At 68.3% G+C, this 20,605-nt stretch carries 16 protein-coding genes and 2 riboswitches; of the genes, 4 read left to right on the top strand and 12 right to left on the bottom strand.

Features of this window, described 5'->3' with window-relative positions; genetic code table 11:
* Nucleotides 1–115 precede the first annotated feature (115 nt).
* Nucleotides 116–2,128: a TonB-dependent receptor gene (locus Q0P59_RS05735; protein ID WP_295004494.1), complete on the top strand. Its 2,013-nt coding sequence runs from the start codon at nucleotides 116–118 to the stop codon at nucleotides 2,126–2,128.
* Between the two features lie 10 nt (nucleotides 2,129–2,138).
* On the top strand, nucleotides 2,139–2,666 hold the full coding sequence (locus Q0P59_RS05730; RefSeq protein ID WP_295004492.1) for a YfiR family protein: 528 nt from the start codon (nucleotides 2,139–2,141) through the stop codon (nucleotides 2,664–2,666).
* Between the two features lie 33 nt (nucleotides 2,667–2,699).
* Here Q0P59_RS05730 and Q0P59_RS05725 read toward each other — a convergent pair whose 3' ends face one another.
* Entirely contained in the window at nucleotides 2,700–3,863 is a 1,164-nt protein-coding gene (locus Q0P59_RS05725; RefSeq protein ID WP_295004490.1) for an ABC transporter substrate-binding protein, read from the bottom strand.
* A 102-nt stretch (nucleotides 3,864–3,965) separates the two neighbouring features.
* On the opposite strand from Q0P59_RS05725, the gene queC reads away from it, so the two are divergent.
* Both queC and Q0P59_RS05715 read left to right on the top strand, forming a co-directional pair.
* Entirely contained in the window at nucleotides 3,966–4,643 is a 678-nt protein-coding gene (gene queC / locus Q0P59_RS05720; protein ID WP_295004488.1) for a 7-cyano-7-deazaguanine synthase QueC, read from the top strand.
* A gap of 2 nt (nucleotides 4,644–4,645) precedes the next feature.
* The gene (locus tag Q0P59_RS05715; RefSeq protein ID WP_295004486.1) at nucleotides 4,646–5,746 is read left to right on the top strand and encodes a YeeE/YedE family protein; all 1,101 of its coding nucleotides are present in this window, start codon (nucleotides 4,646–4,648) and stop codon (nucleotides 5,744–5,746) included.
* Here Q0P59_RS05715 and Q0P59_RS05710 read toward each other — a convergent pair.
* The 11 genes from Q0P59_RS05710 to Q0P59_RS05660 form a co-directional block, all read right to left on the bottom strand.
* Nucleotides 5,743–5,973, bottom strand: coding sequence for a hypothetical protein (locus Q0P59_RS05710; protein ID WP_295004484.1), 231 nt, complete (start codon nucleotides 5,971–5,973; stop codon nucleotides 5,743–5,745). The two genes, Q0P59_RS05715 and Q0P59_RS05710, sit on opposite strands and share 4 nt — an antisense overlap.
* A gap of 142 nt (nucleotides 5,974–6,115) precedes the next feature.
* Complete coding sequence (locus tag Q0P59_RS05705; RefSeq protein WP_295004482.1) at nucleotides 6,116–6,994, bottom strand: Tim44-like domain-containing protein; 879 nt, start codon at nucleotides 6,992–6,994, stop codon at nucleotides 6,116–6,118.
* Nucleotides 6,995–7,097: 103 nt separating this feature from the next.
* The gene (locus tag Q0P59_RS05700; protein ID WP_295004480.1) at nucleotides 7,098–8,375 is read right to left on the bottom strand and encodes a cobyrinate a,c-diamide synthase; all 1,278 of its coding nucleotides are present in this window, start codon (nucleotides 8,373–8,375) and stop codon (nucleotides 7,098–7,100) included.
* 67 nt (nucleotides 8,376–8,442) lie between these two features.
* Nucleotides 8,443–10,545, bottom strand: a complete 2,103-nt coding sequence (locus tag Q0P59_RS05695) for a TonB-dependent receptor (protein WP_295004478.1) — start codon at nucleotides 10,543–10,545, stop codon at nucleotides 8,443–8,445.
* Nucleotides 10,546–10,614: 69 nt separating this feature from the next.
* Nucleotides 10,615–10,822, bottom strand: a riboswitch (cobalamin riboswitch).
* 45 nt (nucleotides 10,823–10,867) lie between these two features.
* On the bottom strand, nucleotides 10,868–11,188 hold the full coding sequence (locus Q0P59_RS05690; RefSeq protein WP_295004476.1) for a DUF2149 domain-containing protein: 321 nt from the start codon (nucleotides 11,186–11,188) through the stop codon (nucleotides 10,868–10,870).
* Nucleotides 11,185–11,628, bottom strand: coding sequence for a MotA/TolQ/ExbB proton channel family protein (locus Q0P59_RS05685; RefSeq protein WP_295004474.1), 444 nt, complete (start codon nucleotides 11,626–11,628; stop codon nucleotides 11,185–11,187). The genes Q0P59_RS05690 and Q0P59_RS05685 overlap by 4 nt, the downstream gene beginning before the upstream one ends.
* Complete coding sequence (locus Q0P59_RS05680) at nucleotides 11,621–15,973, bottom strand: cobaltochelatase subunit CobN (protein ID WP_295004472.1); 4,353 nt, start codon at nucleotides 15,971–15,973, stop codon at nucleotides 11,621–11,623. Before Q0P59_RS05680 ends, Q0P59_RS05685 begins: the two co-directional genes overlap by 8 nt.
* 7 nt (nucleotides 15,974–15,980) lie before the next feature.
* The gene (gene cobO, locus Q0P59_RS05675) at nucleotides 15,981–16,571 is read right to left on the bottom strand and encodes a cob(I)yrinic acid a,c-diamide adenosyltransferase (RefSeq protein WP_295004470.1); all 591 of its coding nucleotides are present in this window, start codon (nucleotides 16,569–16,571) and stop codon (nucleotides 15,981–15,983) included.
* 3 nt (nucleotides 16,572–16,574) lie between these two features.
* Nucleotides 16,575–17,348 (bottom strand): ABC transporter ATP-binding protein, encoded by a 774-nt coding sequence (locus Q0P59_RS05670; RefSeq protein WP_295004468.1) that lies wholly within the window; start codon nucleotides 17,346–17,348, stop codon nucleotides 16,575–16,577.
* Complete coding sequence (locus Q0P59_RS05665) at nucleotides 17,345–18,322, bottom strand: iron ABC transporter permease (RefSeq protein WP_295004466.1); 978 nt, start codon at nucleotides 18,320–18,322, stop codon at nucleotides 17,345–17,347. Before Q0P59_RS05665 ends, Q0P59_RS05670 begins: the two co-directional genes overlap by 4 nt.
* Nucleotides 18,323–20,290, bottom strand: a complete 1,968-nt coding sequence (locus tag Q0P59_RS05660; protein ID WP_295004464.1) for a TonB-dependent receptor — start codon at nucleotides 20,288–20,290, stop codon at nucleotides 18,323–18,325.
* 99 nt (nucleotides 20,291–20,389) lie between these two features.
* Nucleotides 20,390–20,597: riboswitch (cobalamin riboswitch) on the bottom strand.
* Between the last annotated feature and the right edge of the window lie 8 nt (nucleotides 20,598–20,605).

Raw genomic sequence — 20,605 nt, 5'->3', positions numbered from 1 at the left:
TTGTGATCCGGGAGGCGGGGATTCGCGGCCGCCACGCCCCAGGGTAAATTGATAAAATGTCAAAATTGACATGGCTGTTGTTGTGTGTTTCCATGCGCGCTGCTTGGGGGGAGTCATGACGTTCGGCGCGCTGAAAACGATATCCGTGTGGATCGGCCTGCACTTGGTCGGCGGCCTGGCCTGCGCCGAAACCGCTCGCGACCTGTCGGATACGCCCTTCGAGCAGCTGGTGCAGCAGGAGGTCGTGCCCGCCTCGCGGCTCGCCCAGCAGATCAGCGATTCGCCGTCCGCCGTCGCCATCGTCACGGCCGACGACATCCGGGCCTACGGCTACCGCACGCTGGCCGACGTGATCAACGGCATGCGCGGCCTGTACACCACCTACGACTATCGCTACCAGTACATGGGCGGGCGCAGCTTCGGCGTGCCGGGCGACTACGCCGGCCGCATCATGCTGATGATCGACGGCCATGCGACGCAGGACAGCCTGTTCAACCAGGCCTACATCGACAATTCCGGCCTGATCGACCTCGACCTGGTCGAGCGGGTCGAATACGTCCCCGGCACCGGTTCGGTGACCTACGGCAGCAATGCGATGCTGGGCATCATCAACGTCGTCACGCGCCAGGGCGCTTCGTTCAACGGCGGGCAGGCGGCGGGCGAGGTGTTCAGCCACGGCGGCAGGAAGGAGCGGCTGACCTACGGCAAGCGCTTCGAAAACGGCGCCGATGTGCTGTTCTCGGTGTCGGCCCTCGACGTCAATGGCCGGAATCGCTATTTCCCGGCCTACGACACGCCATCGACCAACAACGGCGTCGCCGAGGCCCGGGACTGGGAGCGCAACCGGCGCCTGTTCGGCAAGTTCTCGTACGAGGGGCTGACCCTCGAGGCGGCTTATGTCGACCGCAACAAGGCGGTGCCGACCAATCCCAGCTACTACACCGCGTTCAATTCCTTGTTCGCCATCCGCGATGAAAACGCCTTCCTGAATGGCCGCTACGAAACCGACCTCGGCCTGAGCCTCTATTCATCGACGCGGTTTTATTATGGCCAGTACGTCTACGACGCTTTCCGGGAGTTTTCCGACGACAGCGACGGCGAAAAATACGGCCAGCGTCGTTTCGAGGGGAAATGGTGGGGGCTGGACCAGAAATTCGTCGGCAACTGGTTCAGGGATCACTCCCTCGTCTTCGGCGTCGAGTACCGCAACGATTTTCGCCAGAACTTCCACTGGCGCTACCTCTCGGCGGCGCACGAAACCGTGCGTACGGTGCAGGAAGACTATGCCCGGCGCACGATCAGCCTGTATCTGACCGACGAGATACGCCTCGACGACCAGTGGTCGCTCAATCTCGGCGCCCGCTACGACGACGCCAGCGACCTGGCGCCCAACTGGAGCCCGCGCCTGGCGGCCATCTACCGGCCTGCCGCGGAGACGACGTGGAAGGCTTCCTACAGCGAAGCCTTCCGCATGCCGAATGCCAACGATCGCTCGACCTACGGGGCGGCGGCGGCGCCGGAATACGTGGCGGCCAGCGAGCTGGTGCTCCAGCACGAATTCACGCCGCGCCTGCGCTTCACCGGCTCGCTGTACCGCTACAAGCGGAGCCGGCAGCTGGTGTACAACGCGGTGGCCGACGATTACCTGCCGGAAGGGTCGAGTACCAGCCGGGGGCTTGAGGTCGAGCTGGAGCGTTCGTGGGAAAGCGGCATCCGGGTGCGCGGCAGCATGGCCTGGCAGGATGCGAGCAACGTGCAGGGCGCGCAGCTCGCCAATTCGCCGCATGTGCTGGGCAAGTTCAACCTGAGCTTCCCGGTGCTGGCCGACCGGTGGCGCGTCGGTTTCGAGGGACAGTACCTGGGATCGCGCCTGGCCCTGGTCCAGGAGGAAATGGGCGGCAGCGTTCCCGACCAGAAGCGGCTGGGGGCGATGGCCCTGGCCAACCTGACCCTGTCCAGCCAGCGCACGTGGTACGGCTTCTCGGCGTCCTTCAGCATCCGCAACCTGTTCGACCGCCATTACGAGGCGGTTTCGCCTTTCGCCTGGCGCCCGGCCAGCGACATCCCGCAGGACACCCTGCGCATGGATGGCCGGACCTACTGGTTCCAGCTGCGCTGCGATTTCTGAGACGACGGGCATGCGGGCATTATTCCTCCTCGTCTCGCTCTGGCTGGCCGGGATCGTTCTCGCCGACTCCGGCGGGGAGCGCCCGGATTCAGTCGCCGAGGCCGACATGAAGGCGGCCTACATCTACAACTTCGGCGCCTTCACCGAGTGGCCGGAGTCGAACCGGATCAGCTTCAACATCTGCACCCTGGGCGACGACAGGGTCGGTCGCTCGCTGAAGCGTTACGAGGGCAAGCTGATCAACAACCGGCGGGTGGCCGTGGCGCGCCTGTCGTCTCTGGCGGCCATTGCCGATTGCCAGATCCTTTTCATCGGCGATGCCGAATTGCCCAAGCTCGGGCGCATCGCCCACGAGCTGGGCCAGCAAGCCGTCTTGACCGTGGCCGATGCGCCGGTCCTGCCGCAGGTCGGCATGGTCATCGCGCTGCAGGGGCAACGCCTCGCCTTCGAGGTCAACCTCGACTACTGCAAGCGCGCCAACCTGAAGCCACAATCGAACCTGCTGCGCCTGGCAAGGAGCGTCCGCAAGAGCGACTGACTGCCCCGCCCGAAACAACTGGTCGCCGGGGGCTTACTTCATCTTGCACTGGCCGACATAGGCATCGGCATGATTGGTGAAGATGGTGCCCATGGTCTTGTTGGTGACTCGGCCGCCGGCATCCTTGCCGATGGCGCGGAGATAGTAGTTCTGAACCGGGTAGTGGTTGGCGTTGAACTTGAAGTCGCCGCGTACCGACTTGAAGCGCTTGGCTTCCAGCGCCTTCTGCAGGGCCTTCTTGTCCTCGACATTGCCCTTCACGTCGCGCACCGCGCCATCCATCATCAGCGCGGCGTCGTAGCCCTGCGAGGCGTAGAGCGACGGCAGGCGGCCGTATTCCTTCTGGAAGTCGGCGACGAAGCGCTTGTTCTCGGGGTTGTCCATGTCGTGCGCCCAGTGCGACGAGTTGAACATGCCGAGCATCGAACCGCCGACCGCCTTGATCACGTCCTCGTCGGCCGAGAAGCCGGGGGCGAACAGCTGGGTGTCGCGCGACAGGCCGGCCGACACGAACTGCTTGACGAAGTTGATGCCCATGCCGCCCGGCAGGAAGAAGAACAGCGCATCCGGCTTCAGGCTGCGGATCTGCGCCAGTTCGGCGGCGTAGTCGAGCTGGCCGAGCTTGGTGTAGATCTCTTCGGAAACATGGCCCTTGTAGTAGCGCTTGAAGCCGGAAACCGCATCCTTGCCGCCCGGATAGTTCGGGGTGACGATCACGACGTTCTTGTAGCCCTTGTCCTGCACGATCTTGCCCACCGCCTCGTGCAGGTTGTCGTTCTGCCAGGCGACGTTGAAGAAGAAGGGATTGCACTGCTCGCCGGCGTATTGCGAGGGGCCGGCGTTGGCCGAGATGTAGAAGGTCTGGTTCTGGAAGACGGCCGGGCCGACGGCGAGCATGATGTTGGAGAAGACGATGCCGGTCATGAAATCGACCTTGTCCTTCTTCAGGAACTTGTCCGCCGCCTGCTTGGCGATGTCCGGGCTTTGCTGGTCGTCGGCGACCAGCACCTCGGCCGGCAGGTTGCCCAGCTTGCCGTTCAGGTGCTTGATGCCGAGCTGGAAACCGTCGCGGATATCGACGCCGAGGCCGGCACCGGGGCCGGAGAGGGTCGAGACGAAACCGACCTTGATCCGGTCGGCGGCGTGGGCGGAACCGGCCAGCAGCAGGGCAGCGGCAAGGGCAGTCAGGCGAGGCATCATCGGAATCTCCGGGCTGGTGGGCTAAAGCGGGAAATTGTAGCGCAGGAACAAGCAGATACCGTCGCGGTCCATAGTCATTTTCGGGTATATTCGCGCCCCATGATGAAGCCAGCTGTCGTACTCCTTTCCGGCGGTCTTGATTCCGCCACCTGTCTCGCCATCGCCCGCTCGCAGGGCTTTGACTGCTATTGCCTGTCCTTCGACTACGGCCAGCGCCACAACGCCGAACTGAAGGCGGCCGAACGGGTCGTCCAGGCGCTGGGCGCCCGGGAACACCGCGTCGTCAATTTCGGCATCGCCCAGTTCGGGGGCTCGGCGCTGACCGATACCTCGATCGCCGTGCCCACCGGGGGCGTGCAGCCGGGCATCCCGGTCACCTACGTGCCGGCCCGCAACACCATCATGCTGTCGCTGGCGCTCGCCTGGGCCGAAGTGCTGGGCAGCGACGACATCTTCGTCGGCGTCAATGCGGTCGATTACTCGGGCTACCCCGACTGCCGGCCGGAATACATCGCCGCCTTCGAAAAGATGGCCAACCTGGCCACCAAGTCCGGGGTCGAGGGCCACAGGCTGGCCATCCACGCGCCGCTGATCGACTTGTCGAAGGCCGAGATCATCCGGATGGGCTCCGCCCTGGGCGTCGATTACGGCCTGACCGTGTCGTGCTACCAGGCCGACCAGGAAGGCCGCGCCTGCGGCGCCTGCGACTCCTGCCGCCTGCGCGCCGAAGGCTTCGCGGCGGCCGGCGTGCCCGACCCCACACCGTACCGCGCCTGACCATGGCAGCCGTTTCGCCCAACACCGTCCTCTGGCTGGCTTTCGCCGTCGCCTTCGTGTTCGGCGCCATCGGGCAGAAAACCCATTTCTGCACCATGGGGGCGGTTTCCGACATCGTGAACATGGGCGACTGGAGCCGCATGCGCATGTGGCTGCTGGCCATCGGCGTCGCCATCCTGGGCGCCGGTTTCCTGCATGCGGGCGGCCAGATCGACCTCGGCAAGAGCATCTACCGGACGCCGACCTTCGCCTGGCTGTCCTACCTCGTCGGCGGCGCCTGCTTCGGTATCGGCATGGTGCTGGCTTCCGGCTGCGGCGGCAAGACGCTGATCCGCATCGGCGGCGGCAACCTGAAATCGCTGGTCGTTTTCGTCGTGCTCGGGCTGGTGGCCTACATGACCATGCGCGGCATCTTCGGCATCTTCCGCGTCAACGTGCTGGAAAAGGCCGCCATCACCCTGCCGGGCGGGCAGGATATTCCCGCCCTGCTGACGGCGGCCGGTGTCGAGGCGAAGACGGCCTTCTGGCTGGCCGTGCTCGGCATTGGCGGCGGCCTGACGGCTTTTTGCCTGCTCAAGCGCGATTTCTGGACCCTCGACAACCTGCTCGGCGGCCTGGGTGTCGGCCTGACGGTCGTCGCCGCCTGGTACGTCAGCGGCCACGTCGGCTACCTCGCCGAGCATCCGGAGACGCTGGAGGAAGCTTTCGTCGCCACCAACAGCGGACGCATGGAGGCGCTGAGCTTCGTCGCGCCGCAGGCCTATACGCTGGAGTTGCTGATGCTGTGGTCCGATACCAGCCGCACGGTGACCTTCGCCATCGCCACGGCGCTCGGCGTGATCGCCGGCTCCTTCGCCTGGAGCGTGCTGACGCGCAATTTCCGCTGGGAAGGCTTCGCCAGTGTCGAAGATACGGCCAGCCACCTGATCGGCGCCGCCTTGATGGGTTTCGGCGGCGTCGTCGCCATGGGCTGCACGGTCGGCCAGGGCATCAGCGGCTTCTCGACGCTGGCGCTGGGTTCCATGCTGACTTTCGGCGCCATCGTCGCGGCCGCCGCCGCGACGCTCAAGTTCCAGTACTGGCGCTTGATGCGCGAAGTCTAGCCGCTCGACCCGCGATCCTCCGCTTCCTTCAGCTTCCCGATCACCAGCGGAAAGGCGCCCGACCCGAACAGCGCGATGGCGGAGACGACGAAGGCCAGGCCGGCCATCGGGTCGTCGAGTACGGGATGGATCAGCCCCCCGAAGCCGGCCAGGCTGAAGGCGCTGGGAAACGCGCAGAGCACCCCCAGCGCGGTCAGGATGATGAAGGAGCGGGGATAGCGGCGCATGATCGGTGGCTGGCGTTGTCGTGACGCGGAATTCTACTCGACCGCTCGCCGGCGGACCGATCCGCCCGTCGGGAAGAAATCGCGGACGTAAAAAAACCGGCGGGTGTTGGCCGCCGGTTCGTTCGGGTAAGCGCCGTGGCGCTTACTGGACTTGCTGGATGCCGGACAGAACCCAGCCACGGGAGCCGTCGCGCGGCTTGGTCATGTGCCACATTTCGGCAAAGGCCTCGGCCGGTACGTGGTCGTCCTCGCGGATCAGGCCGGAGAAATGCACGGTCACGACGTAACGGTTGGCTTCTTCGGCGACATCGATCACCTCGGCGTTGAGCTGGACGACATCGGTCGTCTGCTTGGCGCCCTTGCGCTCGTCGATGGCCAGCTTGATCTCGGCGAACATTTCCGGCGCGGTGAATTCGCGGATGTCGTCGAGGTTGCCGGCGTCGTTGGCGGCCTGCAGGCGAATGAAGTTCACCTTGGCGTTGCGCACGAAGCCCTCGACATCGAAATCGGCCGGGATGCTGGCCATGCCCGCGGCGACGCCCGCAGCGACCGGAGCGGCGGCGGACCCGCCGGCCGGCGTGAAGTCAGGCTGCGCTGCCTTGGCACCGTAGGGGGCGCCGGCACCGGCGTACTGCATGCCCTGGTGACCCTGGGCCGCGGCCTTCTTGCGCATGAAGAAGCCGATCGCACCGATGACGACCATGGCGAGCAGGGCGATCATCATGAAGTTGGCCAGTTCTTCGCCGAAACCGAAGTGCGAAGCCAGCGCGGCGAGGCCGAGACCGGCGGCGAGGCCGGCGAGCGGGCCCATCCACGAGCGTTTCGGTTGCGCTGCGGGCGTCGGTGCGGCGGCCTGGCGCGGAGCCTGGGCCGGTGCGGCCTGGTGCGTGTTGCTCGGGGCGACCGACTGGCGCTGCATGCCGGACGAGCTGCCGCCGCCCAGGCGCTTGGCCTCGGCGTCGTTGATTTGCAAGGTGAAGCCGAGCACCAGCGCTGCGGCCATCATTACGAAGTTTTTCATCCTGTGTCTCCTGTCTGTGGGAATCGACCGGCGTAGTGTAACCGCTTAGTCGCTTTGAATTTAGCAGCGTATTCGGTTGTGACTCTTCGGTATTTTCGAAGGGTCAGCCGAGCAGGGCCGCTATCGCTTCCGGATTGGACGGGAAGTAGATATGGACATACGACGCGGTCAGCCGGTTCAGCCGGTAGACGGCCTCGCCGTCGCGCCCGTCGGCGGTGCGCGCCCGGGTCAGCTGGGCCAGCGGCGACTCGCTTTTCGAATAGTGGAAGGTGTGCCCGGACAGCGCGCCTTCCGGCAGATCGACGAATTGCGTGCCGAGGGCGGCCAGGCGCTTCTGCATCACCGAGCGGCCGGGCAGCAGGCCGCCGAAGCGATGGGCGGTACCGGCCTTGTCCACGACCTCCTCGAACAGGCTCATCATGCCGCCGCATTCGGCGAGCAGGGGCTTGCCGGCGTCGACGTGGGCGCGCAACTGCCGCCACAGCGCCGCATTGGCGCCGATGGCCGGGGCGTGCAGTTCCGGGTAGCCGCCCGGCAGCCAGACGGCGTCGCAGGCGGGCAGGGCGTCGCCGGCGACCGGCGAGAAGAAGCGCAGCTCGGCGCCCAGCTGCTGCAGCGTCTGCAGGTTGGCCGGGTAGATGAAGCCGTAGGCCGCGTCGCGGGCGATGGCGACGGTCTTGCCGGCGAGCAGCGGGGCGGTGGCCGGCGCATCGGCCTCGGGGAAGGCGACGGGGGCGGGCAGGTCGACGCTGGCGCTGGCCGCCAGGGCGTCGGCCAGCTTGTCGAGGCGCTCGCCGAGGTCGTCGATCTCGGCCGCCTGGAGCAGGCCGAGATGGCGCTCGGGCAGGCTGTCGTCGCTTTTCGGCAGGGCGCCGAACCAGCCCATGCCGGGCGGCAGGCTGTCTTGCAGCATGCCGGCGTGGCGCGGGCTGCCGACGCGGTTGGCGAGCACCCCGGCGAAGGGCAGGCCGGGACGGTAGCTGGCCAGGCCGTGGGCGACGGCGCCGAAGGTCTGCGCCATCTTGCCGGCGTCGATCAGGGCCATGACCGGAATGGCGAAGCGTTCGGCGATATCGGCGGCCGAGGGCTGGCCGTCGAACAGGCCCATGACGCCTTCGATCAGGATCAGGTCGGAATCGGCCGCGGCGCGGGCCAGGCGCCAGCGGGCATCGGCTTCGCCGCACATGCCGAGATCGAGGTTCTGGCAGGGGCGGCCGCTGGCGAAGGCATGGATCTGCGGGTCGAGGAAGTCAGGGCCGCACTTGAAGACGGTGACGCGCCGGCCTTGCCGGGCATGCAGGCGGGCCAGGGCGGCGGTGACGGTGGTCTTGCCCTGGCCGGAAGCGGGGGCGGCGATGAGGAGGGCGGGGCAGGCGGGCATGGTGGCGAGTCCGGGATGCGAGACGGGATGATAGACCCTCCCGGCGGGGAGGGTCGCGAGCGAACGATCAGAAGCTGGCGCGCAGGCCGACGCGGAAGGTGCGCGGTTCGAGCGGGTGGACCAGGCGGCCGTCGATGGCCGTGCCCGAGCCACAGCCGCCGGTGCCGGCCAGCGCTTCGTTACGCGAGCAGGCGCCGCCCCAGTATTCGATGTCGTTGGCCCGTTTGTCGAACAGGTTGAGGATGTCGAGCGTGAGCTGCAGCTGCGGCGTGATGCGGTAGCCGGCCTTCAGGTTGGCCATCCAGAAAGCGGCGGATTTGTGCTCGCCGGTTTCCTCCAGCGCGTAGGCGCCGAGGTAGCGCAGGCGCAGGCCGCCGAACCACGGGCCACCGTTGTCGGCGGCAACACCGAGCGAAGCGGTGAGCGGGATGGCGTTGGGGACGCGGCGCCCGCCGTTGTCGGCGTTGGCTTCCTTGAAGCGGGCCTGCGACCAGGCGACGTCGGCGTCGATGATCCAGCCGTCGGCCGGCGTGATGTAGTTGGACCATTCGATGCCGTGGCGGCGGGAGGCGCCCTTCGGCTCGGTGATCCCTTCGTCGCCGATGAAGACCAGCTCGGAGGCGAGGTCCATCTGCCAGAGCGACAGGTTGCTGTGCCAGCCCTTGAGCGGCGTGGTGCGCAGGCCGACTTCGCTGCCCTTGGCCTTGACGATCAGCGGCACCGCGTCGACCGCGCTGCCGTCCTGCGGATGGGTGCGCGCCGTGGCGCCGCGCGCGTCGTTGCTGTGGAAACCGCGGCCCCAGTTGGCGTAGAACTCGGTCGGCCCGAGCAGGTCGAAGGGGCCGAGGACGAGGCCCAGCTTCGGGCTGGTCTGCCCGGCCGAGGCGTTGCCGCCGTTGCTCATGTTGAACTGGCCGGCCAGCGGCGTGACGCGGGCGTCGATCTGGTCGCGGCGCAGGCCGAGCGTGCTGCGCAGCCAGCCGGTCCATTGCGTGCGCGCCTCGAGCAGCATGGCGAGCGCGGTTTCGCGGATGCGGTCCTCGCGTACCGTCTGCATCCGCTGACGGTTTTCAGTGGCGTAGAGACCGAGTGAAGAAACGCGGTCCTGGCGCAGCTGGGCGCCGACGCTGAGTTCGGTGTCCTTCCACTGCGGCCCGAGGAACCAGCTGTGCCGGGCCTGGCCGCCCCACAGCGTGCGCTCGTCGGCCTGTTCGTGCTGGTCGCCCTGGACGCTGTTGATGTAGCCGGACGGATTGGCGAAATAGTGCAGGCCGTAGTCGATGACGTAGAGGTTGAGCTTGCTGGCCCCGCTGTCGGTGGTACGCGCCCAGTCGCCGGACAGGCTGTAGCGGTGCGTCTTGCCGCCGTCGTTGCGGGATTGCGCGCCGTAGCGGCCGATTTCGCCGCTGCTGATGGCGCGTTCCGGCACGTGCTCGGTGGCCGTCCAGTCGGCCTTGTAGGCCATGCCGGTCAGGGAAAAGCCGTTGGCGGCGCTGCCCGAGGTCAGGCGCAGCACGGCGTTGGTCTTGTCGAGGTTTTGCGCCTGCTCCCAGGGGCCGTCGTAGCCGCCGACATCCACCGCGGCGATCAGGTTGATGTCGCCGACGGTCTGCCCGCCGGCGGCGAGCAGGCGGCGGAAATTGTGCTGGCCCATGCCGAGTTCGACGAAGCTGCGGTCCAGCCTGCGCAGGTAGTCGATGCGCGCCGAGCCGGTGGTGGTGAAATCGCCGTCTTCCACCGCGTAGACGCCCTTGCGGTACTTGAGGCCGCCGATCAGCTCGGGAATGATGAAATTGACGTCCATGTAGCCCTGGCCGTGGGCATGGCTGACCATGTTGGCCGGCATGCCCAGGACGTGGGTGGCGAAATCGCTGCCATGATCGAGGTTGAAGCCGCGCAGGAAATACTGGTTGGCCTTGCCGTCGCCGGAGTGCTGGGTGACGATCATGCCGGGCACCGCTTCCAGGACCTCGGCCGGGCGCAGCAGCGGCCGGTTGGCGAGTTGCTTGGCGGTGACCGTGCCTTCGGTGGCCGAATCGGCGACGCCGGTCAGGTCCTGCTTGCCGGAACTGACGGTGACTTCCTGCAGGGTCGGCATGCCGGCGGCGTGGAGGTTGCCGATGCTGGCCAGGGTGGCGAGCGCGGCGGGGAAGATGAGGCGGTGCTGCATGGTGATACTCCATCGAACGACCGCCCGCATTCCCGCAGACGGTCCGTTGCAATCGCTGCCGCACGGGGCGGACAGCACGAAGCGACAGGCCGGTCTCCGGGCTGGCAAGTCTTGACGCACCGCCTTCCCAAGTTTTCACTCAGTGGCCTGATGATGCATCCGCACTCGCTTACCGTTGCGGGGGCAGCCGGGGCATTGCGATCGCACGGATCGCGCACCCCGTTCCCGTTTCACCCGACGCCTTGCGGCGGCGGGCACCTGTTGCGTGTTTCCGGCTGACTGCTCGTGGCGTCCTGCCGCCGGAAGGGCAGGCGCTGAAGAATTACGGCTTGGCCGGCTCGATCAGCACGAGCTTGCCGGTCTTCGGGTCGCGGAAGACTTCGCCGACCCGGTCGTAGCCGCTGCCGGCTTGTTGCGCGCCGACGGCGGGGCGTTCGATTTCCTGGCCCTTCTCGACCGGCTGCGGCGCCTTGAGCGCAGCCTGGCTGCCGGCCGCCAGCGCGGCGAGCAGGCCGCAGGCGAAGACCAGCATGACATCGACCAGATTGACCAGGCTGGCGCGCGGGTCTTCGTCGCGGTCGTCGAAACGGGCGTCGAGCTTTGCGTAGAGGCGCAGGCGCTTTCTCGGCTGCAGCTCGCTCATAGCCCGTCCTCCATCGCTTCCAGGGCTTCCTCGTACCAGCGGCGGCGCAGCTTGCCGATGACCAGGCCGCCGATGCCGGCGACCAGGCCGAGCACGGTGGCGTCGAAGGCGACGGTGACGGCGCTGGCGAGCTGCGCCGGATCGCCCTTGCCGAGCGCGGCGAGGCCCGGCCCGAGCGGGATGATGGTGGCCATCAGGCCGAGCATGGGCGGGATGCGAGCGAGCAGGTCGGCGCGTTCCAGGCGGTGGCGGGCGACCTTCTGCAGGGCGCCGACATCGCCGCCGCCCTGCAGGCGGGCCAGGCCGCCGAAGCGTTCGCCGACGGCGATGCCGGCTTCGATGGTGGCGATGGCGCAGGCCAGGATCAGGGCGGCGAGCGCCGGGGTGAGCAGCCAGGTGACGGCATCGTGCAGCCAGGCGAAGGTGGTGGCGTCAGACATGGATTTCTCCGGAGGTGAGAGCGGGGCCTTGCCGGCCGCGCCACAGCCCGAGCCCGAACAGGGCGAAGGCGGCGGCGAGCAGGGCGAGGATGGGCAGGGTGCGTTGAGCCGTGCTGGCCGTATCGGCCAGCGTTTGCAGCTCGTAGTAGCGGGGCGGCGGCGCCGTTTCGGTTGCCGGCGGGGCTTGCGGGGCGGCGGCCGGGGCGTTGGCGGAGGCTTGCGGGTGCGCGGTGGGCTGGCCGGCTGGCGCGGCGGCAACCAGTTCGCCGCGCGCCTTGGCCAGCGTGACGCCCAGGGCCTGCGCGTCGGCCGCGTCGAGCTGCGGCGCCAGCCATTGCCACATCGGGTGGTTGGGGGCGGTGTGGCCGCTGCCCGGCAGGCCGTTTTTGGCGACCAGGCGGGCCAGTTCGCCGCCCATCTTCCTGATCGTCGCGGCGTCGGTCTGCCAGAAGCCCTTTTCGGCGGCGACCATGAAGATGGCCAGCATGTGCGCCTTGACGTGGGCGTTGTGGCCCTGGCCGAGGAATTGCGGCAGGCCGAGCTTGTGGGCGTCGTCGAAATACACCGACTTGACCTCGTCCCAGGCCCAGTTCTTGACCAGGTCGGGGCGGGTGACCTGCCAGCCCCACAGGTTTTCGAGGAATTCCTGGCCCATCGTCCGGGCGCCGGCATAGCCGTGGCCCATCAGCGGCTTGAGCCAGGCCGGATTCAGGAAGCGGCCGCGCAGTTCGCCGAGCAGGGCGCTGGTTAGCGGTTCGACATCGGCGCGGCCGGGTTCGGCATGCTGCAGGATCAGCGCCTCCGGCGGCCGGCCGGTGCGCCCCTCGATGGCCAGCGACAGGCCGCCGAGGTAGTCGAAGGCGTCGTTGTTGTCGAGCAGGCCGTAGAGGTTGCTGGCCCGGCCGTGGTAGGTGCGCTGGATGCCGTCGAGGGCGGTGTCGAAGGCGGCGTGGGCGGCCTCGCCGCTGTCGTCGAGGCCGTAGGCGTGGCCCATGCGGTTGCGGTAGGCGCGGCCGATCTCGTCGCGTTCGCGCCAGGCGCCGGAGCGTTCGGTCAGGCGATTGACGCCGGCCCCGTAGGCGCCCGGGGCGTCGCCGAAGATGCGCTGGGCGGCGGCGCGACCGGCCTCTTTGGTCGGCAGGCCGGACTGTTCGAGGGCGGCGAGGCGGGCCAGCCATTCGCGGGCGACGCGGTTGTTTTCCGGCGCTTCCCGGCCGCGGCTGGCGGTCGGCACGGCGGCCAGCGCCGCGTCCAGGGCGTCCTTCAGCTCGGGGCGCCGTTCGGCCAGCCCGGCGGCGGAAGCGGCCAGGGCCAGGCGCCCGGCGCGGTCGATCAGGTTGATCAGGTTGGGGTAGAGGTCGCGGAACAGGCCGGAGGTGGTGATGACCACGTCGCGCCGCACGGCGTCCGGCTTGAGGCGGACGTCGGTGACGATGCCGCGGGCGTTCCACACCGGCTCGGCGCCCATCAGGGCGAGCGCGAAGCCGACCATGACGCCTTCGTCGCGCACGGCATCGGAGGCCCACAGGATGATGCCCTCGGAGCCTCGTTCGTTGCGACTTCTTGCCAATGCCTTGGCGGCCAGGTCGCTGCCCAGCTTGTAGCCGAGGTGGGTGGGCAGGATGTCGCCATCGACGGCGTGGAAGTTGCGGCCGGTGGGCAGCGATTCGGGCGAGCGCAGCGGGTCGTTGCCCTTGCCCGGCGGGATGTAGCGGCCGTCCAGCCCGGCCAGCAGGCCCTGCATTTCGAGGCGCGGCGAATCCTTGAGCTTGTGCGCGGTGAGCGGGTCGTCGATGCCGCCCTGCTTCATCGAAGCCAGCATCAGGTCGAGCGATTCCTGGCTCCAGTCGCGGCCGAAGACGTGCAGGCCGTAGGGCATGAACTTTTCCTGCAGCTTGGTCAGGTAGTGGCCGACCTCGTGCGCCAGCAGGTCGTCGTCGGCCGCCTCGAAGCCGATGCCGCGAACCTGCAGCACGTCGGCCATCGAGGCTTCCAGTTCGGCCTTCAGGTTCAGCTCGACGACCTTCTCGCGCATGGTGCGGGCGGCCTGCATCTTCAGCGATTCGGACGACGCCGCCTCGTAGCTCTCGACGATCTGGCGCAGCACCAGCAGCTGGTCGTAGAGCGGCGTCGCGGCGAGCGGCGGGGTCAGGTGGTCGACCATCACGGCCAGGCCGCGGCGCTTGGCCTGGGTGCCCTCGCCGACACCATCGACGATGTAGGGGTAGATGCCGGGCAGGTCGGCGGCGATCAGGCTCGGGTAGTCGTCGGCGGCGAGGCCGACCGCCTTGCCGGGCAGGAATTCGTAGGTCGAGTGGCGGCCGACATGGACCACGGCGTCGGCCCTGAAGCGGTCGCGCAGCCAGTGGTAGAAAGCCAGGTACTGGTGCGGCGGCGTGACGCTGGTGTTGGCGTGCAGCAGTTCCTCGTCGACTTCCCAGCCGCGCGGTGGCTGCGGGCCGATGAACACGTTGCCGAAACGCAGGCCGGGGACGAGCAGCTTGCCGTCATCGACCATCACCTTGCCGGGCGCTTCGCCCCAGCCCTGCATGCCCTCGATGCCATAGCCGGTCAGGCGGCGGGCCAGCGGCGCGAGGCTGGCGCAGCGTTTGGTTGGCGTGTCGGCGAGGCAGGCCTGGTAGCCTTTCTCCAGCGCCTGCAGGTCGCGGATCGCCCGCGCGCGCTGCGGATGGTCGGCACCTTCGACCAGGTGGTGCAGTTCCTTGAGCACCGCATCGACCCGTTTGCGGCCGACGGCGCGTTCGTTGCCGGCTTCCGCTTCGAGCGCCTCGGCGTGCAGGCGGCCGAGCGGGCCGCGGGTCATCTCGCCCTGGATGCGGGGGGGCAGGGTGGCAAACCAGCGCGCGTAGTCGGCCGCCGTCACGTGCGCCACCGAGCGGCCCAGTTCGCGCAGCGCGGCGCGATCCTCGGGCAGGTTCACGCCGTGCGCCATGATGTGGTCGAGCAGGGCTTCCGGCGTCGCCGGCAGCTCGCCGACGTTATAGCCGGCGGCCTTCAGGGCATGCAGCATGTCGAACAGCGTGTTGGGTACGTCGAGGTTGTCGGCGCCGATGTTCTGCCGGCCGGGCGGGTGGTTGTAGTAGACGATGGCCAGGCGCTTGTCGGCGTTGGCCTTGCTGCGCAGGACCTGCCAGCGGGCGCTGCGCGCGGCGAGGCGGTCGATCTCGGCGGCGAGCATCACCGGCGGCCGGGTCTCGATGCCGGTCAGGCGGTCGGCCTGCGCCTTGCCCAGCGCGGAAACGACGATGGGCTGGCCGATGCCCTGCAGCTCGGGCAGCGCGACGCGGTATTGCACCGAGTCGGCCGGCAGGCCATCCGGCGACAGGCGCCATTGCGCGGCGCTCCGCTCGGTCAGGCGGATGGCCTTGAAGACCGGGACGTCGAGCTGGCGGAAGGCCTCGGTCACGGCTTCGCGGCCTTCGGCGGCGCCGACGACGAAATCCTGCAGCACGACCAGGGCGGATGGCCGGGCCGGCGCAATCAGCTCCGGCAGACGTTCCAGCGCCTGGCGCGAGGCGCCGCCCCAGCGGGTCAGCACCTGCACGCAGGGCTGGCCGGTTTGTTCGACGGCGCGGCACAGCGCGGCGGGCGCGCGGCCATCCATGTTGGCGAGGTCGAGGACGACGACGGCCGGGCCGCTCTTCAGTCCGAGGCGGGCCGCCTGGCCCCAGGCCCGTTCATCGCTCAGCTCTTCGTTGCCGACGCGCAGGCGCAGGGTCGGCTCCGGCTTCGGTTGGCCGAGCGGCAGGCCGGGCTTGAGCAGGTGGGCGAGCAGCTGCGCCGTGTTGTCGGTGCCGCCGGATTGCCAGATGCGGCGGGCGGCCAGCCAGTGGCGGGCGGTCGGCTCGGCCGCGGCGGCGGCCAGGGCGGCCTCCGGCGGGTTCTCGAGCGCCAGCTGGCGCAGGGTTTCGGCCGGGAAGCGGGCGAGCGTTCCGGCGTCGTCGCGGCTCATCAGGCTCAAGCCGGCTTCGCCGTTCATGGCCAGGATGGCGGTCTGCGGCCGGGCGTGGCGGGCCAGGGCATCCTTCAGGCGGCGCGCCGGATCGCCGAAGACCGAGACGGCCAGCACGCTGTCGGCTCGCCCCAGCCATTGTGCGACCTGCTTGTCGCTGGCGGCCATCAGCTGCGCCGGGGTGCGCAGTTCGATGCGGTCCTGCGGGTGGGTGGCGAGGTGGCGGTGGGCGGCTTCGATGGCGGTCGGCGCGGCGCGTTCGGTGACGATGCCGAGCAGCGTGGCCGCCGACGCGCTGGCCGCGCCCAGGGCGCAGGCCAGGACAAGGGCGTATCGCCCGAGGCGCGTCGGGCGGGAGCCGGCGTGGCGCATGAGCCTCTTACCAGTCGAGGCCGGGCATGGCTTTGACGCCGGCGGCGAAGGCATGCTTTTCGTTGCCGATATCGCTCACCGTGTCGGCCGCATCGCGCAGGGCCTGCGGGGCGGTGCGGCCGGTGATGATGACGTGTTGCATCGGCGGCCGCGCTAGCAGCTTGGCGATCACCGTGTCGAGATCGAGCCAGCCGTACTTGAAGGCGTAGGTCATTTCGTCGAGCACGACGAGGCCGATGTCCGGGTTGCTCAAATGGCCGCAGGCGACGGCCCAGGCGGCCTGCGCCGCCTTGGCGTCGCGTTCCTTGTCCTGGGTTTCCCAGGTGAAGCCCTCGCCGCCGACATGCCAGGCGACATTCGTCTGCTGACGGAAGAAGGCCTGTTCGCCGGTGTCGCCGCGCCCCTTCACGAACTGGACGACGCCCACCTCGAGGCCGTGGCCGAGGGCGCGGGCGACGACGCCGAAGGCCGCGCTCGACTTGCCCTTGCCGTTGCCGGTGTTGATCAGCAGGACGCCGCGTTCCTGCTGGGCCGAGGCGATCTTGTTGTCGATCACGGCCTTCTTTTTCTGCATGCGTTGTTCGTGGGTGACGGTCATTTTCTATTCCGGAATGAAACAGCGGTGGCCGCGGTCTTCGATCTGCCGCAGGCCGTAGCCGTAGAGTTCGGACAGCGTTGCCGCTGTCAGGATGTCGTCGACCGGCCCGAGGCGGGTTTGCCCGTCGCCATGGACGAGCAGCGCCCGGTCGCAGAAACGGTGGGCCAGCGCCGGGTCGTGCAGGACCATGATGACGCCCGCGCCGTCGTTGCGCGCGGCGCCGGCGAACAGGTCGAGGACCGCCATCTGGTGGTTGAGGTCGAGGTGCGAGAGCGGCTCGTCGAGCAGGTAGAGCGGGGCGGCCTGCGTCAGCAGGGTGGCGATGGCCAGCCGCTGGCGTTCGCCGCCGGAGAGGGTATGGATCTGCCGGGTTTCCATGCCGTCGAGCCCCACCGCCTTCAGCGCGTCGCGCGCCAGTTCGGCGTCGCCGGTCGACTCCCAGTCCCAGCGGCCGAGGTGGGGGTGGCGACCGGTCAAGGCCGTTTCCAGCACGGTCGAACCGAAGGGGTCGCTCTGGAATTGTCCCAGCCAGGCGCGGCGCAAGGCGGCCTGCCGGGGGGGGAGCGAGGCCAGCGCTTCGCCTTGGAGCAGGACGCTGCCGCCAGCCGGCTTGCGCAGGCCGGCCAGGGTGGATAGCAGGGTCGACTTGCCGGCGCCGTTGCGGCCGAGGATCGCCAGGCTTTCGCCGCTGGCCACGCCGAGGTCGAGGGCGTCGATGATCGCCTTGTCGCCGATGGTGACGCGCAGTTGCCGGGTTTCGATCAGCGGCAGGCTCATTTCGGCTGCCTCGACAGCAGGAACAGGAAGACCGGCACGCCGATCAGGGCGGTCAGCACGCCGACCGGCAACTGCTGGGGGGCGATGATGGTGCGCGCCAGCGTGTCGGCGAGCACCAGCAGCGAGCCGCCGGCCAGCACCGAGGCCGGCAGCAGCAGGCGCTGGTCGTTGCCGGTGGCCAGCCGGACCAGGTGCGGCACGACCAGCCCGACGAAACCGATGGAGCCGGCCGTCGTCACCGAGGCCGCCGTCGCCAGCGAGGCGAGCAGGTAGATCGCATAGCGCAGCCGATCGACCGCCACGCCGAGAGCCTGGGCCTGCATCATGCCGCGCGACAGCAGGTTCAGCTCGCGGGCGAAAGGCATGGCCAGCGCCAGCGCCACGCCGAGCGCCAGCAAGGCCGGCCACCATCGGCTGCTCTGGCCGAGGTCGCCCATCAGCCAGAACAGCATGCCGCGCAGCTTGTGCTCCTCGGCGATGGCCAGCATCAGCGCGACCAGCGCACCGCAGCCGGCGGCGACGATGACGCCGGTGAGCAGAAGGCGGGTCTGCGTCCAGCTGCCGTCGCCATGGGCCAGCCCGAAGACGACGAACATCGCCCCGAGCGCGCCGACGAAAGCCAGCCCGTCGATGCCGATGACCGGCAGGCCGATCAGGATGGCGAACATCGCCCCCGCGCCGGCGCCGCCGGAAATGCCCAGCACGTAGGGGTCGGCCAGCGGATTGCGCAGCAGCACCTGCATCAGCGCGCCGGCCAGCGCCAGCAGGCCGCCGCAGGCAAAGCCGGCGATGGCGCGCGGCAGGCGCAGCTGCAGCACGACTTCGCCGCCGCCGCCTTCGTGCCCGAGCAGTGCCGCGAAGACATCGCCGTAGGAAACCTTGAAGCTGCCGACCGTCAACGCGAACCCGAAGCTCGCCGCGGTGAGCAGGACGAGGCAGCAAAGAATCAGGATGGCGCGCTGGCGGGTGGGCATTTACTTGAAGTCGTAGCGGACGTTGACGAAGAAGCTGCGCTGGTCGCCCGGGTAGTAGAAATAATCGCTGCGTGCCGTCGAATAGAGGGCGTAGGGGGCGTAGCGCTTGTTGGTGGCGTTGAGGACGCGCGCCGACAGCGTGACCGGCCCGGTCTTCCAGTCGGCCAGCAGGTCGACGGTGGTGTAGCCCGAGAGTATCTGGCGGTTGTTGGCGTAGTCGCCGCTGAAGCGACGGTCGCCGACGTAGTTGGTCGACACGCCGTAGCTGCCGATCGAGCCGCCATCCCAGTTGATCAGCAGGGAGGCCTTGTTGCCAGGGACCATCGGCACCGCCTTGCCCTCGTAGCGGCCTGCGCGGAACTCGGCCTGGGCGTAGGTGTAGGCCAGTCGGGATTTCAGCGTCGGGGTGATGCGCCAGGTCATCTCCGCTTCCAGGCCGCGCCGCCGGGTCGGATCGAAGTTGACGTTGGCCCCCTTGGCGCCGTCGTAGCCAATCTCGTCCTCGAGGTCGATCTGGTAGAGCGAAGCCTGCGCGGAGACCGGCCCGCGGACGAAGCTGCCGCCCACCTCGCCGATCGTGCCGTGCTGAGGCTTGAGGTCGCCGGCAAATACGGTGTTGCCGGTCAGCGCGTCATAGCCGAACAATTCGTCGGTATTGGCGAAGCGGTAGGTCGTGCCCAGCTTTCCATAGGTGCGCCAGCCGTCGCCGTTATAGGCCAGGCTGGCATCCCAGGCGCTGCGCGAGCGTTCGCTGCGACCGCTCATCGCCGCCATGAAATAGGCCGGATAGGCCTCCTGGTCGGCGCGCTGCTTCATTCTCTGGGTTCTGGCGCCCAGGGTTAGTGCCAGGCGGTCGGTCAGGCTGGTCGTGTTCTGCAGGTAGGCCGCCGTGCTGTCTTGCTCGGAGCGGTTGTTGGCGTACGACGAATAGGTGTTGGTCACGGTGCCGGCGTAGTGGTCGGCGCCGAGGATGGTCTCGCTTTTCATCCGGCCCAGCCCGTGCGCCCAGCGCAGGCGCGGGGTCAGCGACACCATGTCGCGCTGGCGGTCGGAGACGCTGCCAAAGGAAAAGTTCTCGAAATGCTGGTCGGCGTGCTCGATCGACACCTCGGCCTCGAAACGCAGGCTGTCGGCGAACTGCAGGGCGACGCCGGGGCGGATGCGGTAGCCATCCTTGCGCTGGGTGTCGAGCGGGTTGCGCGCTTGTCGGGGATCGGTCCGGTAAACCCGCTCGGCGATCGAGCCGGGAGCGCCGGCGCTTTCGCTGTAGAAGGCAAAGTCGGTGAATGCGTCACCCAGGGCAAAGGCCCAGCCCAGGCGGCCGGCCAGGGATTTCTGGTCGGCCTGGCTGTTCTTGCGCCAACCGTCGGTATCGGCGTAATGGGCTTTCAGGTTGGCATAGGCTTGGCGACCGCCGACGGATAGTTCGCCGTCGACGGTGTGCGTGTTGAAACTGCCGAAACCCAGGGCGGCCGAGGCGGCATTGCGCGCCGATTTGTCGGTGACGATGTTGATCACGCCGCCGGTTGCCCGGTCGCCATAGAGAACTGTGCCGGCGCCGCGCATGATTTCGATGCGTTCGATATTCGACAGCGGGATGATCGACCAGTCGATGGCGCTCATGTCGATCGGGTTCATGCGCTGGCCGTCGATCAGGATCAGCGTGTTGCTGGCCGACGTGTCGCCGAAGCCGCGCAGGTCCACCGTGGCATCGATGCCCATGCTGCCGTAGAGCGGGGTGACCATGATGCCGGCGCTGCTCTTCAGCAGGTCGGGAATGCTGCGGGCCGCCGAGTTGCGGATGTCTTCCCGGGAAATGATGCTGATGTTGCCGGCTGCGGCCGGTAGCTTCTCGGCAAAACGCGTCGCGGTGACGACCACGGTGTCCAGTTGCGCTTGGGCCTGCGCAAGGGCCGCGGACAGCGCGAGGGCAGGCAGGGCCGCCAGGGGCTTGAAGCGTGGATTCATGTTCTTCCTTTCCCGGCAGGCGTCCCCGCTACCGGAATACGTTGAGGAAAAGTGCCGGCGCCTGGCGGCTCGCAGGGAGCCGTCATGGCGCCAGGTGGCACTTCCGTTGGCGTTTCAGGCCGGTATCCGGGCTTGCAAGTCTTGACGCATCGCCTTCCCAGGATGTCTCCCAGTGGCCTCGTGATACGTCCGCACTTGCTTACCGTTGCGGGGGCAGCAGCGGAATGGTCTTTTCGGAGACGCACCGCTTTCCCGTTTAACTGCGCTTGGAGAGTCCGTGCGCAGCACCTGTAACGCCTGCCATTTTACATGGCG

This window comes from uncultured Dechloromonas sp., assembly GCF_945957265.1.
GTDB lineage: Bacteria > Pseudomonadota > Gammaproteobacteria > Burkholderiales > Rhodocyclaceae > Azonexus.
The sequence above is the reverse complement of the archived record's forward strand: the minus strand, read 5'-3'. Positions and strand labels throughout refer to the sequence as shown.